The following is a 14,720-nucleotide window of genomic DNA, read 5'->3' on the forward strand; positions in this document are numbered from 1 at the left end:
TAAAATCATGCAGGAAATGAGGTAGAGATAATGTTAGATGTAAATTTAATTATAGATAATATGATTATTTCGAGTATACAAAAAGAGGATATACCATATGTAGGTAATTATTTCAAAAGTCAATGTAAGTCACAGAATGAAGAATTAGAAATAAGTAATATTTATGAAAAATTTTTAGAGTATTATGTAAGTGAAAACGAGTTTTTTTTAAAGATAAATGATAAAGAGACTAATGATATTTTAGGAATTATAAAAGGTAGGGTTGAATTTAAAAATCCCCATGAAGCATGGATATGGTCCATTTCTTTAAATCAATCTATAAGAAGTAAGGGAATTGGAAGCATAATTTTAAAAGAATTGAGTATTTATTTAAAAGAAGAGTATGGAGTACGATGTTTTTATACACGTATTATAAAGGAAAATAGTTCTAAGTTAAATTTTTGGACTAAAAATGGATACGAAATTATAAAGGTTTCTAAAGATATTTATAAAATAAATGATAAAAAAACAAATATGTTTGTATTAAAAAAATCCATAGGGAGGACTAATAATGGACAAATTTATGCAATGGAGAAATGAAAAGTTAATAGAAAGAACTATTGAAAATTTAAAAAGAAATAATATGGAAGTGATTTTAGTACAGGATGAAGCGGAATTAATTAAAAAGTTAAACGAGCTAATAAAGAAGGGGTCTGTAGTATCCGTAGGAGGATCTATGACTTTATTTGAAATGGGCGTTATAGACTATTTAAGAGATGGAAATTTTCAATTTTTAGATAGATATGATTCTAACTTATCTCCTGAGAGATTAAAAAAGCTGTATAGAGAAACTTTTAGTGCAGATACTTACTTATGTAGTACAAATGCTTTAACGGAGCAAGGAGAGCTATTCAATGTGGATGGTAATGGTAATAGAGTAGCAGCTATGCTCTATGGACCAGACCAGGTTATTGTAGTATGTGGAATAAATAAAATAGTAAAGGACTTAAAGGAAGCGGAAGAAAGAATCAAAAAAATAGCAGCACCTGTAAATACAAAACGATTAAATAAAAACACTCCATGCACAAAGGTTGGCTACTGTATGGATTGTAATAGCGATGATAGAATTTGTTGTGATTATGTAATAATGAAAAAACAAAGAAATAATAGAATAAAAGTTATTATAGTAAACAAAAATTTAGGATATTAAAAAATTAGACAAAATATACTGATAATTTTAAAAAAAGTGTTAACTTTTATTGACTAAGTATTAACTAATCATGTATAATGAAACAAGGAAATATATGAAGTAAGTTTAAAGTAATTTTTTCGACAAAATCAGATATAATATTCACTACAAAATAAAAAAATTGTAAACTATGTAAATAAGCTGAATCCTAGAATTTTCTAGGTACGGAGGAACCAATGTATTGGGGTTAATCTTAATATGACATCAAACATATTAAGTAGGGGAACCTTTACCCGAACCCGTCAGCTAACTTCGGAAGCAAAGAAAGGCGGATAATAAATGAGTAACAAAAGAGAAAAAATAGTGGCAAGTGCAATTTTCTTTTTAGCATTGACATTGTTAGGAGTACTAAAAAATAATAGCGTACAAGCTGATTCGGTAAATTTAACTTCTAAAAATTTAGCTGTTCGTGCAGCAACGGTTAATAGGAATAAAGTTATAGTAGTACCTAAAAAGGAAGAGGTAAAGCCACCTGCTAAAGCAACCGTTAAAAAGCCTACTTTAAGCAGAGGTGCAAATGGAAGAACGGATGTAGTAACTTATGCATATAAATTTATGGGAAAACCATATGTTTGGGGTGCAGCTGGCCCATCAGCTTTTGATTGTTCAGGATTTACTTTATATGTATATAGAGCATTTGGTGTAAATTTAGGTCATTATACAGGAACTCAATTTGCGACTGGACAAGCAGTATCTAAAGATAATTTGTTACCAGGAGATTTGGTATTTTTTAATACAGATTCTTCAATTTCACATGTTGGAATATATGTAGGTGGAGGACAATTCATTCATGCATCATCAGGAAGTGGACAGGTCATCGTAAGTAGTCTTTCAGGAAGTTACTATGCTTCCAGATATGCAGGAGCTAGAAGAGTGCTTCAATAAATAATACATAACAAGTAATGATTAATGTAGAAAGTCAGCTTTTAGCTGGCTTTTATTTTATTTAAGGACTAATAGATTGTGAATTAGTAGAATTTTAGTGATAAATGATGAAGAATTTAAATTTAAATACTAAGGATAATATGACTTAATCATAATTTTAAGCAAAGTGTAATATTATTATATAGGTAACATCTAAGCAAATTTAAGATGTGATAATTTACAATAAAATTAAGAATTTTATAAATTAGTTAGGCAATATCTAAGCGGAGCTGAGGTGTATTTAATACTTAAGAGGGAGTGATAAAGATAAAGTATACAAGATATGATTTAAAGACAAAAAGAAAAGATAATGTTATTTTTTTTATTATACTTATAATGATACTTATACTTTCATTTTTAATAGGAAGCATATTCTTTAAATTATTTATTAAAGATTCATCTATGTTAAAAACAGAGGGGAAAACTATAGAAACTAAAGTTAATGATAAAAATATAAATAATAAGAGTGAAACTTCTAAGGAGTCTAAAGTAAATAAAACTAGCTTTAAATATGTGGCAATACAAGGCGGAATGTTTGGAAATGAAACTGGTGTAGAAAAAACTAAAAGTCAATTAAGCTCTTATGGAAATCCATTTGTCATAAATGATGACAAATATAAGAGAGTATTTTTAGGCATATACACAGAAGAAGGTTCAAAAGCTGTAATAAACACTTTAAATAATAATAAAGTATCAAATTCAACTATGAAATTTGAAATAAAGGTAAACAATTTATGTGATATGGAAATAAGTGAAATATTAAATGGATATGTACAAATTCTTGGGAAACTATCTGAAAAAAATGTAAAGGCAATACAAACTGAAGACTTTAAAAATTGGTGCAAATCCTTAGAAACAGTAGATGAAAAAAGTCAGAACATAAAAATATTAAATGAATTAAAGAGTAAAGTAGCAAAATTGCCAAATGAATTAAGCAATGATAAAGCGGCAGAAAATTATACCTTTATCTATTCTATACTTCAAAAAATGAAATAAAAAATGCGAAGCATTTTTAATTAATAGTCTCTAATCTTCAATTGCTAGAATATAGATTTCTTTAAACCTTAGCAATTGCGATTAGAGATTAAAAATGCTCGCATTTTTTTATTTTTCTTTTTTTAAGGGATTATTAGAATGAGTTTTATCCTTTTTTTTAGGTTCCGAGTTAGAATTATTTTTTTTATCAAGATCCTTCTTTGAGTTTGTATCTTTTATATTTTTATTATTAGCGTTTTCATTATTTTTATTCTTATTTTTATTTTTGTCTTTATCATCATTCTTATTCTTATTTATTTCTGCTTTTGAGTTATCGTTTGTTTTATCTTTAGAACTATTTCCGATATTTAATTTATTAAAATTTTTATTTGTATTTACTAAATTATTATTTTTGTTATTGGATTTTCCGTTGCTTGTAGAAGTTTTATTATTAATTTTTACTTCAAGTGAAATTCCATGATCGTGGACGGTAGTTTCAAAGGTTGACACATTTAAGTTTTTACCTGTTACTTCTAGACTAATGGATTTACTTGCCTTATAGTCTTCTGTAATGAATTTTTGATTTTCGCTTTCTGCCACAATTGAACATAATGCATCATTAAAATTTTTATTTTTAACATTTATATTATCTAGTATAACTTGACCATCAGAATTTAAAGCGTTAGAGTATATAACCTTATTAAATAAATTTGTTTTTAATTGGACAGATGGGTTTATGCGGAGATTTAAAGTTGCAACTGGAGTATAATAAGCACTAAGTCCACCGCCTAATAATGCAAACATAAGAAGTGCAGCAATTAATGCCTTAGGTATATTCCTAATAAAGCTAATATTTGTGCTAGTTTTAATATACTCTTCTCCTATATTCATGCTTTTAGTAGCAAACACTTCCACAAACTCTCCTGTAGAAGTCAAAAGTACTGCTTTGCTTTTATAAATTTCAACTATTATTCCTTTAATATTATTCATTTTTATCACCTACGCTTATATTAAGATAAGACTTTAGATATAAATACTCATCGTTGGACATTATTAAAAAAAGTACAATTATGTATTTTCTCCATCGTTCTAATAATTTTCTATTACAACCAGTTAAAATGGTTATTTGTTTTATAGGAAGAGATTTATTTTTTCTTATATATGTACTTATGTCATCACTTCTAGTGCAGCACAGGGCGATATTTAATAGATGACTTCTTGTATCTATATGCTTTGGAGAATGATTTATCAAATCTGTAAATGTCAACTTAAAATTAACAAGTTCATTTTTAAGTGCATTAATCTCATCAATTCTTTGTTCACTTTCCTTTTTGATTTCGTATTGATTAATAGAGTTTTTATAATCAATATATGTAAAAGCTTCTTCATTATTATCAAATACTAGTAAAGAATTATTTTTATCTTTTCTAAAAAAGTCAATTATTGAATTATTTATAAGCACTTTGGCATAACTATGAAAATTCCCTTTAGTATGATTATAAGTATCCAAGGCTTTATTAAATGCAATCATTGCAATACTTAGTTCATCATCATTTTCCCAATGAAGTATTCTTTTGCATATTTTATAAGTGCATCCATATATAAAATTTTTATTTTCTTCTATAAACTTATTTTTATCTTTAACATCAGAAGGATTTATATTATCCATAATTTCACCCCTTCTTATAAATATATACGATCATTATAATAAATTTTAGAGGGTAAGGTAAAACTTAAAATTTGGTAATGTTCACCCCCTTAAAAAATATATGTCTTACCGTATTGATAAGTGAAAATAATAAACAGTGAAATGTTTCAAGTACTTGAGATGTGTTAATTCAAAGGAGGATATTAAATTATGAAAAAATCTATAACATTATTAACAGCTGTAGTAATTGCTACTACAATTAACACTAATGCCTTTGCTGCGGGGGAGGTATCTCTAAAGGAGAAGGCTGGTATAACACCAGACAGTATTATGTATAAATTAGACTGCTTAGTTGATAATTTTAAAATAAAATTATCAAAGGATGGGGAAGCAAAAATTAAGTTATTAGTAAATATTGCTGAGGAAAGACTTGGAGAAAGCCAAGCTATGGCAGAAGAAGGTAATGAAGAACTAGCAAAAGAAAGTATGGAAGAATATAAAGAAAACATAGAAGAAGCTCAAGAAATTTTAAAAGAAGAAATGCAAGAAGATACTGTAATAGGCGATAAAATACAAGATGATAAGAAATCAGATAACGAAGAAAGTACTGAAGAAACAACTGAAGAAAGTTCACAAGAAAATGAAGGTTTAGAAGATCTTCAGGACGAGATATTAGAAAAACAAAAACACTCAATTGAAGTTCTAAAAAGTATTAAAGATAAAGTTCCTGAAAATGCACAAGATGTAATAGCAAAAGTTATAGAAATGCAAACACAAAAGATGGAAGCTATGGCTGAAATAAAAGAAGCAAGAGAAGAATTAAAGGAAGCTAAAAAAGATCTTAATATAGTTAGAAAGAGTTTAAATGAAGCTAATAAATCAGGAGATGACGAAGCAATAAAAGCAGTTAAAGATTCTTATGAAAAAAGTTTAGCTGATTATAATAAGCAAAAAGAGGAATTAAAAGTTTTAGTACAAGCTAAAAATACAAACAAGATAAGTGTAGGGGAAGCAAAGAAGGAAGATAAGAAAGTAGAGAAAGCAGCTGATGATGTAAATAAAACAGAAACTAATACTAAAGAAACACAAATTAGTAATAAACAAGATAATTCTACTGATAATATAGTTGATAACACTAATAATACAACTAAAACTAAGAATATAAATAATGTTTCAACTAAAAGAAAAACTGAAATTAGAGCTAAAGATGAGACTATAAATAAAGCAAAAGACAATAATCCATCATCAGATAAGCAAAAAGCTAAGGGAAAAACTGAAAAAGAAGCTAAACAAAATAATTAAAAAATAAAATTTAAATGCGAAGCACTTTTTAGATCCTAGTTTCTAATCTTTAGTCGCTATAGTAAAGGATTATTAATTCCTTTGCCAATGGTTAAAGATTGCAGATTAGTGATTTAAAGGATGTTTCGCTTTTTTTCAATATACGACAATAGTTTCCATAAACAAAAAAATTTTAACAATATTGTATATAGACTTGTTTAACAAATTATTAAATGTTAAACTATTAAAAGATATAAAGTAAATGACATTAATTTATTTATGAAACGTGTTCTGTGTAAGATATAAATTAGGTAAAAATGGAAATAATATTACATGGAAAACTTAAAAAGGCGATGATAAAATGGAAATAATATTAGCATCAGCTTCTGAAAGAAGAAAAGAGCTACTAAAAAGAATAGTTAATGACTATGAGGTAATTACAAGTGACTTTGATGAATCTAAAGTTGAATTTCATGGAAGTGAAGATGAATATGTAATGAAAATTGCAGAAGGAAAAGCTTTGACAGTAGCAAAAAAATTCTCAAAGGGAAATAAGATAGTGATTGGATGTGACACAGCAGTATTTTTTGAAAACAAAGTATTAGGTAAGCCTAAAAATCCTCAAGATGCTTTTGAAATGCTTAATATGTTAAGTGGTAATGTTCATAAAGTGTATTCAGGGTTAGCTATAGTTGATATATCAAAAAATATAGTAAAAAAAGAGTGTGTATGTACAGAGGTGAAATTTTCCAAACTATCTACTGACCAAATATTAAATTACATAAAAACCGGAGAGCCTATGGATAAAGCAGGGGCTTATGGCATACAAGGTTATGGTGGAATTTTTGTTGAAAAAATTCATGGATGTTATTATAATGTTGTAGGACTGCCGATAAACAAATTGTATGGAATGTTAGAGGAAATATCAGCGCAGGGTTAAAAGTAAACATGAGTTATAAGGAAGCATGATTTATAATGAAGCATCTTAATGAATTGAGATGTACTGGTTTGCAGCGAAATTATGAGTTTCTGCAAATCATGCAGGGATGGGGGTAAAGCCAATCTATAAAAGGAGTAATTAAAATGAATGATTCTTTAAAGATTATGGATTTACCTGAAAACGAAAGGCCTAGAGAAAGACTTTTTAAATATGGCCCAGAAGTATTATCAAACATAGAACTTTTGGCAATTATCCTTAGAACAGGAACTAAGAACGAGAACATATTAAACCTATGCGGTAAGCTGATGAAGGATTTAGGAGGATTAAATGGCCTTATAAACTCTTCAACAGATGAGCTGATGAATATTCAAGGTATAGGAAGTGCTAAGGCTGCTCAAATAATGGCATTAAGTGAAATATCAAAGAGATTTAAGTCTTATAAATCTGGGGAAGAATGTAAAGTTATGAAGCCTCAGGATGCAGCAAACATTGTAATGGAAGAAATGAGATACTTAAAAAAAGAAATTTTAAAAGTAATAATGTTAAATACAAAAAATACAGTGATAAAAGTTAAGGATGTTTCTATAGGGAGTTTAAATTCTTCCATTGTTCATCCCAGAGAAGTATTTAATGAAGCAATTAAAAATAGTAGTTTTTCTATAATTATATGTCATAATCATCCATCTGGTGATCCCAGTCCAAGTAATGAAGATTTAAATATTACGAAGAGACTTAATGAGTGTAGCAAAATAATAGGAATAGAGCTACTAGATCACATAATAATTGGAGATGGAGTTTATATAAGTTTAAAAGAAAAAGGTATATTGTAAATTGAAAGGAGAAAATTAGATGCGTTTATTTGGAATATCTAGAGATTTGGGTATAGATCTTGGAACTGCTAATACTCTTGTATATGTAAAGGGAAAGGGAATACAGCTTCGTGAACCATCAGTAGTTGCTATAAATACTAATACTAAAAAGGTTTTAGCTGTAGGTGATGAAGCAAAGCAAATGATAGGAAGAACTCCAGGAAACATTGTAGCTATAAGACCAATGAAGGATGGAGTTATTGCGGATTTTGATGTCACTCAAGCAATGATTAAGAAATTTATTGAAAAAGTAAGCCCTAAAAGTGCTTTTACAAGTCCAAGAATAGTAATATGTTATCCATCAGGAGTAACGCAAGTAGAAAAGAGATCTATTGAAGAAGCAGCAAAGCTTGCAGGAGCAAGAGAAGTACATCTTTTAGAAGAACCAATGGCTTCAGCAATTGGAGCAGGCCTTCCTGTAAATGAACCAACAGGAAGCATGATTGTAGACATTGGAGGAGGAACTACAGAAGTTGCTATTATATCCTTAGGAGGAATAGTTACAAGTAAATCCTTAAGAGTGGCTGGAGATGAGCTTGATCAATCTATAATTAATTACGTAAAGAAGCAATATAACCTTATGGTAGGTGAAAGAACAGCAGAAAATATAAAAATAGAATTAGGTTCTGCTTATGAGCTAGAAGAAGAAATTTCAATGCAAATAAGAGGCCGTGATTTAATAACTGGACTTCCAAAGGTTATTGATATTACAAGCACTGAAGTTAGAGAAGCATTAAGAGAACCTATAGCAGCTATTGTTGATGCTATAAAAAGTACTTTAGAAAAAACACCACCAGAGCTTGCAGCAGACATAATGGATAAAGGTATAATGCTTGCTGGTGGAGGAGCAATGCTAAGAGGACTTGATAAGCTTATATATGATGAAACACACATGCCTGTTCATACAGCTGAACTTCCTATTGATTGTGTTGCACTTGGAGCAGGAAAAGCATTAGATACTTTAGATAAACTTTCAGAAAGTAAGAAAAGATAAACATGGGATTTTTGAAAAATAAACTGACAGTAACAATAATTGTTCTGTCAGTTACATTTTTAATAATAATTGGCTATAGTGCCAAAAGAGATAGGGTATCTTTTGTTGAAAGTAGTGTAGGTGGAGCTTTAAATACTGTACAAGGAGGCTTGTACAACTCGGGCAGTGGTGTGAAAGATTTTTTAGGTTTTCTGTTGAATTTTAATGTAATAAGGGAAGAAAATAGTAAACTTAAAGCTAGAAATAACGAACTAGAAAGTAAGGCGTTAGAGTATGACGCTTTAAAAAATGAAAATGAAAGATTAAGAGAAATGCTTAACTTTAAAAATCAAAATTACCAATATAATTATATAGGATGCGACATAATTGGTAAAAGTGGAGGGAATTTCTTAGACGAATTTACTATTAACAAGGGGAAAAATGATGGAATAGAAAGACAGATGGTAGTAGTTACCGCTCAAGGACTAGTAGGCCAAGTTACATCTGTAGGGAATAGTTGGGCTATTGTACAAACTCTTTCTAATGAAAATATTGCAGTAAGTGGAATCGTTCAGAGCACTAGAGAAAGTGTAGGAATTATAAAGGGACATAGGGATAGTGACAATACACAGTTAGCAAAAATATATTATCTACCTTTAGATTCAAAAATAAAGGAAAATGATGTAATACTTACATCAGGACTTGGTGGGCTATATCCTAAGGGTATTAGGATTGGTTATGTTATAGGTGTAGAAGAGGATAAAGGAAAAGTAATGAAAAATGCAGTTATTAAACCCTATGTAGATTTAAATAAGTTAGAAGAAGTTTTTGTAGTAGTTCCAAAAAATAAAATAGACAAAACATATTAAGGTGATAAGAATGAAAAAAATTTTAACTTTGGCAGGCTTGACTATCATTATGGTAATTTTAGATAACTCGGTGGTGCCCTTTTTTTCTATAAAGGGCTTTTCACCTAGTTTATTATTTACATTTATAATCAGCTATTCTATAGTAAATGGATACTCAGAAGGACTTTGGCTAGGGGCATTTGCGGGGTTATTTCAAGATATCTATTTTGCAAATGTTCTTGGTGTAAATGCTTTGGCTAATATGATATGTGCTGTGATATCAGGGTTTATAGGGGAAAGCATATTTAAAGAAAAAACTCTTATACCTGTAATATCAAGTTTTGCTATGAGTATATTTAAAGGAATTTTGGTTTTTGTGATTCTATATGTAATAGGAGTAGGAATGAGTTTTAGATTTGTGTTTTTTAACAGCTTATATAATTTATTTTTATCTATACCTGTATATAGACTAACTTATAAGTTATGTAATAAAGATTATATGAAGCGAAAATGGAAATTTTAAAGGAATGGTGAGCTATGAAAGAAAAAAAGAAAAAGTTTAATAGGTATACTGCTTTTTTTGTAGTAATGGCTGTAATTTATTCTATTATAGGAAGTAAACTTATTAGCCTACAAGTAGTTAAAACAGAGGAATATAGTGAAAGAGCAAATACTAGAGCAATTACAGAAGTACCAGATCCAGCTCCTCGTGGAAATATTATAGATAAAAATAATATAGTGCTTGCAACTAGCCGTCAAAGTTATATGCTTGTATACAATGAAACAGATGAAAGTAAAAAGTATTTCTTTGAAACCATGGATAAAGTATTTAAACTTCTTGATGATAATAAAGAGCAACAACAAGACGATTTTGAATTAAAGATAAATCCTTTTAGATTTGAATTCAAAACAGATGATGTAAATGCTAAAAAGATTTTAGAAGTAAGATTTAAAAGAGATAGAGGATTAAATGAAGAAGTACAAAAAAGATTATTCCCAGATAAAAAAGAAAAGTTAACTAAAGAAGAAGAAAAACAAATAGATGAAGAACTATTAAAGATTTCTCCTGAAGAGACTTTTAACTATTTAGTAAAACAATATGACATAACTCCAAAGGCTGATTTTAAAAATCTTTTAGCACAATATAAGATATCCCCAGATGAAGCTCTAAGTGAAATTGTTAAAAGATTTAATATAAAAGATCAAGCAAATTTAAAGGCTAAATTAGAAGAGTATAAAAATAATACTAAAAATTCAAAAACTATTTTAGCAGAGTTAATAGAAGATTATGGTATAGATAAACTTCAATATAGCGTAGAAAAACAACGAAAATATATGATTGTAAAAGATACAATTAAAATGCAGAGTTTTTCTGGTTATAAGCCTGTAACCATAGGAAGCAATATAAAAAAAGAAACAGCTTTTATATTTTTAGAAAGATTAAATGATCTTCCTGGTATAGATGTAAGTACTCAGCCACTAAGAACCTATCCTTATGAAGAGCTTGGTTCATCATTTTTAGGATATATATCAAAGATTAGTGGAAATACAGAAAAGTATGCTGAGAAAGGATATGATGTAAGTAGTGACTATGTGGGAACCGCAGGACTTGAGTATGTATATGAAGATAGGCTCAAAGGCTCTAAAGGTGGAAGAATAGTTAAACTTAATAAACAAGGTAGAATAATAGAGGAACTAGGAAGAAGAGAGCCATACCCTGGAGAAACTCTTAAACTTACTATTGATAAGAATGTGCAGTTAGCAGCAGAAAAGTCATTAGACAAGGTAATGGAAAAATTAAGAAAAAATCCTTCGGTAAGTTATGATGGAGTCAATACATCTAATGCAACAAGGGGAGCAGCTGTAGCTATAGACGTAAATACAGGTGGAGTGTTAGCTTTGGCAAGCAGACCAGGCTTTGATCCAAATGTATTTTCTACTCCAGGAAAGCTTACTACAGAATTATATAATAAGTTTTTTAATCCTGATTTAGAGGCATTTGGAAAAGACTATATAAGTAGTAGGGGACTTCCTGTAACTTTAGATGAGATATTCCCTCCAGTAGATAGCTCAAGCAAGGGAAGCAAAGTTTTGAGAAAGGATCCATACGATATTTATCCAAAACCTTTTTATAATTATGCTACTTCATCACTCACTGCACCAGGATCTACTTTTAAACCATTAACTGCTATAGCGGGTATGGAGGAGGGTGTATTATCACCTACTGAAACAATATACGATGCATTGGTTTATACAAAACATGGATACAATGGTAGGAGTTGGAATGCATCTAGTAAAGGAAATATAAATGTAGTTGAGGCGTTAGCGTATTCTAATAACTACTTTTTTTATGAAGTAGGAGATAGACTTTATCAAAGAGGACTTGATACTTTAGCAAAATATGCTTGGAAGTTTGGACTTGGAGTAGATCCAAATTCAAAAGAAGACCCATCTACAGGTATAGAAATACCAGAAAATTATGGGCAAGTATTTAATGTTCAATCTGTAAAAAATACTTCGTCCATATATCATCTATGGAACTTGTATGAGGATTTGAGAAAAATTAGAAAAAACAAAAGTACAGGCGAATATGAAGGAATAGACATTGAGATAAAGAATGGAGAAAGTAAAGAACTAACAGATCTTAAAGGCAAGATACAAGATACAATAAGACAACAAATGAGATATAATAATGTTAAAGATTTTTCTAAGACTATGACAGGATTATTTAAACAGCTTATAGCATTGGATAAGAATTTAAAAGATAAAAACTTTACAGACAGTGATATAAATATTGCAATAAGTAAAATTAATCAATCTGTAAATTCAGTAATTGAAGAAGCAACTAGACCAGGTAACGTATATAATGCCGCAATAGGGCAGGGTACAAATCAATTTACTCCTCTTCAACTGGCAAATTATATAGCGATGATTGCTAATGGAGGTAAAAGATACAAGCTTCATTTAGTTGATTCGTTTTTAGATTCAAATAATAATGTGATTCAAAAGATAGAACCAGAAGTTATAGATGAAATAAAATTAAAACCAGAAACCTTAAAGGCAGTAAAAGAGGGAATGCTTGCGGTTACTTCTTATGATGAAGGAACTGGATCTACAGTACTTAAAGATTTCCCTATTCAAACTGCTGGTAAAACTGGATCAGCTACATTTAATGAAAAGTTACAGGATAAAATAGGAAGAACTTCCTCTGCAGTATATGTTGGATTTGCTCCATATAATAATCCTCAAATTGCAATATGTGTATTAATATTTGATGGAGGACATGGGGCCGCATCAGCTGAAGTTGCAAAAGCTATGTATGAAGGATATTTTAGGGAAGAGTTAGCTAAGATGAATTATACATCAGAATTTAAATTTGACTAATTGATAGGGGCATGTACATAATAATGTATGTGCCCTGCATGATTTATAGAAATCTTTGATTTCGTTATAAATCAGCACATCTCAGCTATGATGAGATGTTTCTCATAAAAAATTCTTTGAGATTTATTATGATGTTAGAAGGAATTGAAAAGAATTTGTTGAAATATAAACATAAGCCCAGTTTTGGAGGTTTAGATATGATAGATGACAGCATAATTATTAAGGGAAATAGAGAAGGCTTAAATGCAGTTATTAATATGAATAAGTTCAAAGACGTTGATGAAATGCTGGACTCACTCATTGAAAAGTTGTCTAGGGGAAGGGTATTTTATAAAGGTGCCACTATAAAAATAACTACACAACTAAAGCATATTAATGAAAGAGAATTAAGAAGACTTAAGGACATTCTTTTTGATGAATTCTTAATAAAAGATTGTATATTTGAAAACTCTGAGGAAACAATAACTAAAGTATTTTCAGGTGTGTACGAAGGTAGAACTAAGTTTATAAAAAGAACTGTAAGAAGTGGACAAATTATAAATTACCCAGGAAATTTAGTTATAATAGGTGATGTAAATTCAGGAGCAGAAATTTATGCTTCTGGTAATGTAATAGTTCTTGGGGCATTAAGAGGCTATGTTCATGCAGGATATGAAGGTAATTCAAAAGCAATTGTAGCAGCTTTTTATCTTCAACCTCAAATACTACAAATTGGAGATGTAGCTACCAGGGCACCTGAAGATAATATTAAACCTCAATACCCTGAGGTAGCAAAGGTAAGAGGAAATAGCATAATAGTAGAACCTTACTTGCCAAATAAATTTATCTAATGGAGGGAAATATATGGGAGACGCTATTGTAATAACATCTGGTAAGGGAGGAGTAGGGAAAACAACTACTACTGCCAATATTGGAACAGCACTTGCAGCAATGGGAAAAAAAGTAGTTGTTGTTGATGGAGATACTGGACTTAGAAATCTAGATGTTTTAATGGGACTAGAAAATAGAATTGTATTTACGTTAATGGATGTTATTGAAGGCAATTGTAAATTAAAACAAGCACTTATAAAAGATAAAAGATTTCCACATCTTTTCTTATTACCTACTGCGCAAACAAAGGATAAAGATGATATTTCTAAAGAAAATATGTTAGATTTGGTGGAAACATTAAAGAAGGAATTTGATTATATACTTCTAGATTGTCCAGCTGGTATAGAGCAAGGATTTGAAAACGCTATAGCAGGTGCAGATAGAGCCCTTATAGTAGTAAATCCTGAAGTTACATCTATAAGAGATGCTGATAGAGTTATAGGAAAGTTAGAAGCTAAAGGAATAGAAGACCATCAGCTTATAATAAATAGAATAAATGCTGAAATGGTTAAAAACGGAGATATGTTAGACGTGAACGATATATTAGATAGCTTAGCAATAAAGCTTATAGGAATAGTTCCAGATGACAGAAATATTACTATTTCTACAAACAAAGGAGAGCCGATAGTACTTACGGAAGGTACAATATCAGGACAAGCATTTAAGAATATTGCTAATAGAGTTCTAGGAGAAAATGTACCATTTTTATCTTTAGAAACAGAGAATAAAGGATTTTTACAATCCTTAAAAAAATTATTTGGAATAAAGTAGGGGGGAATA

At 29.6% G+C, this 14,720-nt stretch carries 15 protein-coding genes and 1 riboswitch; of the genes, 13 read left to right on the forward strand and 2 right to left on the reverse strand.

Annotated elements, in window-relative coordinates; translation table 11 throughout:
* Positions 1 to 30: 30 nt before the first annotated feature.
* From CRN98_RS03680 to CRN98_RS03695, 4 genes are all read left to right on the forward strand, one after another.
* A complete protein-coding gene (locus CRN98_RS03680; protein ID WP_097026070.1) occupies positions 31 to 579 on the forward strand; it encodes a GNAT family N-acetyltransferase in 549 nt (182 codons plus the stop codon).
* On the forward strand, positions 551 to 1,189 hold the full coding sequence (locus CRN98_RS03685) for a lactate utilization protein (protein WP_097026071.1): 639 nt from the start codon (positions 551 to 553) through the stop codon (positions 1,187 to 1,189). The genes CRN98_RS03680 and CRN98_RS03685 overlap by 29 nt, the downstream gene beginning before the upstream one ends.
* Positions 1,190 to 1,357: 168 nt before the next feature.
* Positions 1,358 to 1,504: riboswitch (cyclic di-AMP (ydaO/yuaA leader) on the forward strand.
* 3 nt (positions 1,505 to 1,507) lie between these two features.
* A complete protein-coding gene (locus tag CRN98_RS03690; protein WP_097026072.1) occupies positions 1,508 to 2,113 on the forward strand; it encodes a C40 family peptidase in 606 nt (201 codons plus the stop codon).
* A gap of 297 nt (positions 2,114 to 2,410) precedes the next feature.
* Positions 2,411 to 3,148: a hypothetical protein gene (locus CRN98_RS03695; protein WP_097026073.1), complete on the forward strand. Its 738-nt coding sequence runs from the start codon at positions 2,411 to 2,413 to the stop codon at positions 3,146 to 3,148.
* A gap of 108 nt (positions 3,149 to 3,256) precedes the next feature.
* On the opposite strand, the gene CRN98_RS03700 is transcribed toward CRN98_RS03695, so the two are convergent.
* A complete protein-coding gene (locus CRN98_RS03700) occupies positions 3,257 to 4,117 on the reverse strand; it encodes an anti-sigma factor domain-containing protein (protein ID WP_097026074.1) in 861 nt (286 codons plus the stop codon).
* Positions 4,110 to 4,796, reverse strand: coding sequence for an RNA polymerase sigma-I factor (gene sigI / locus CRN98_RS03705; protein ID WP_097026075.1), 687 nt, complete (start codon positions 4,794 to 4,796; stop codon positions 4,110 to 4,112). The genes CRN98_RS03700 and sigI overlap by 8 nt, the downstream gene beginning before the upstream one ends.
* 189 nt (positions 4,797 to 4,985) lie before the next feature.
* On the opposite strand from sigI, the gene CRN98_RS03710 reads away from it, so the two are divergent.
* The 9 genes from CRN98_RS03710 (at position 4,986) to minD (ending at position 14,711) form a co-directional block, all read left to right on the forward strand.
* Complete coding sequence (locus CRN98_RS03710; protein WP_097026076.1) at positions 4,986 to 6,077, forward strand: DUF5667 domain-containing protein; 1,092 nt, start codon at positions 4,986 to 4,988, stop codon at positions 6,075 to 6,077.
* Between the two features lie 340 nt (positions 6,078 to 6,417).
* Positions 6,418 to 6,996, forward strand: a complete 579-nt coding sequence (locus CRN98_RS03715; RefSeq protein WP_097026077.1) for a Maf-like protein — start codon at positions 6,418 to 6,420, stop codon at positions 6,994 to 6,996.
* Positions 6,997 to 7,139: 143 nt separating this feature from the next.
* Positions 7,140 to 7,826 carry a RadC family protein gene (gene radC / locus CRN98_RS03720; RefSeq protein ID WP_097026078.1) on the forward strand — a complete coding sequence of 229 codons (687 nt, stop codon included), beginning with the start codon at positions 7,140 to 7,142 and terminating at the stop codon, positions 7,824 to 7,826.
* Positions 7,827 to 7,845: 19 nt separating this feature from the next.
* Positions 7,846 to 8,859: a rod shape-determining protein gene (locus tag CRN98_RS03725; protein ID WP_097026079.1), complete on the forward strand. Its 1,014-nt coding sequence runs from the start codon at positions 7,846 to 7,848 to the stop codon at positions 8,857 to 8,859.
* 2 nt (positions 8,860 to 8,861) lie between these two features.
* A complete protein-coding gene (gene mreC, locus CRN98_RS03730) occupies positions 8,862 to 9,707 on the forward strand; it encodes a rod shape-determining protein MreC (RefSeq protein WP_097026080.1) in 846 nt (281 codons plus the stop codon).
* A gap of 10 nt (positions 9,708 to 9,717) precedes the next feature.
* Positions 9,718 to 10,209 (forward strand): rod shape-determining protein MreD, encoded by a 492-nt coding sequence (mreD, locus tag CRN98_RS03735; RefSeq protein WP_097026081.1) that lies wholly within the window; start codon positions 9,718 to 9,720, stop codon positions 10,207 to 10,209.
* Positions 10,210 to 10,223: 14 nt separating this feature from the next.
* Entirely contained in the window at positions 10,224 to 13,070 is a 2,847-nt protein-coding gene (locus CRN98_RS03740) for a penicillin-binding transpeptidase domain-containing protein (RefSeq protein WP_097026082.1), read from the forward strand.
* A 197-nt stretch (positions 13,071 to 13,267) separates the two neighbouring features.
* Positions 13,268 to 13,900 carry a septum site-determining protein MinC gene (minC, locus tag CRN98_RS03745; RefSeq protein WP_097026083.1) on the forward strand — a complete coding sequence of 211 codons (633 nt, stop codon included), beginning with the start codon at positions 13,268 to 13,270 and terminating at the stop codon, positions 13,898 to 13,900.
* A gap of 13 nt (positions 13,901 to 13,913) precedes the next feature.
* Entirely contained in the window at positions 13,914 to 14,711 is a 798-nt protein-coding gene (gene minD / locus CRN98_RS03750) for a septum site-determining protein MinD (RefSeq protein WP_097026084.1), read from the forward strand.
* Positions 14,712 to 14,720 lie beyond the last annotated feature (9 nt).

This window comes from Clostridium peptidivorans, from assembly GCF_900205925.1.
Classification (GTDB): Bacteria; Bacillota; Clostridia; order Clostridiales; family Clostridiaceae; genus Clostridium_AK; species Clostridium_AK peptidivorans.

Coding starts and splice junctions, on each gene's coding strand:
- CRN98_RS03680 (WP_097026070.1), top strand. CDS start 31: ATGTTAGATGTAAATTTAATTATAGATAATATGATTATTTCGAGTATA.
- CRN98_RS03685 (WP_097026071.1), top strand. CDS start 551: ATGGACAAATTTATGCAATGGAGAAATGAAAAGTTAATAGAAAGAACT.
- CRN98_RS03690 (WP_097026072.1), top strand. CDS start 1,508: ATGAGTAACAAAAGAGAAAAAATAGTGGCAAGTGCAATTTTCTTTTTA.
- CRN98_RS03700 (WP_097026074.1), bottom strand. CDS start 4,117: ATGAATAATATTAAAGGAATAATAGTTGAAATTTATAAAAGCAAAGCA.
- sigI (WP_097026075.1), bottom strand. CDS start 4,796: ATGGATAATATAAATCCTTCTGATGTTAAAGATAAAAATAAGTTTATA.
- CRN98_RS03710 (WP_097026076.1), top strand. CDS start 4,986: ATGAAAAAATCTATAACATTATTAACAGCTGTAGTAATTGCTACTACA.
- CRN98_RS03715 (WP_097026077.1), top strand. CDS start 6,418: ATGGAAATAATATTAGCATCAGCTTCTGAAAGAAGAAAAGAGCTACTA.
- radC (WP_097026078.1), top strand. CDS start 7,140: ATGAATGATTCTTTAAAGATTATGGATTTACCTGAAAACGAAAGGCCT.
- CRN98_RS03725 (WP_097026079.1), top strand. CDS start 7,846: ATGCGTTTATTTGGAATATCTAGAGATTTGGGTATAGATCTTGGAACT.
- mreC (WP_097026080.1), top strand. CDS start 8,862: ATGGGATTTTTGAAAAATAAACTGACAGTAACAATAATTGTTCTGTCA.
- mreD (WP_097026081.1), top strand. CDS start 9,718: ATGAAAAAAATTTTAACTTTGGCAGGCTTGACTATCATTATGGTAATT.
- CRN98_RS03740 (WP_097026082.1), top strand. CDS start 10,224: ATGAAAGAAAAAAAGAAAAAGTTTAATAGGTATACTGCTTTTTTTGTA.
- minC (WP_097026083.1), top strand. CDS start 13,268: ATGATAGATGACAGCATAATTATTAAGGGAAATAGAGAAGGCTTAAAT.
- minD (WP_097026084.1), top strand. CDS start 13,914: ATGGGAGACGCTATTGTAATAACATCTGGTAAGGGAGGAGTAGGGAAA.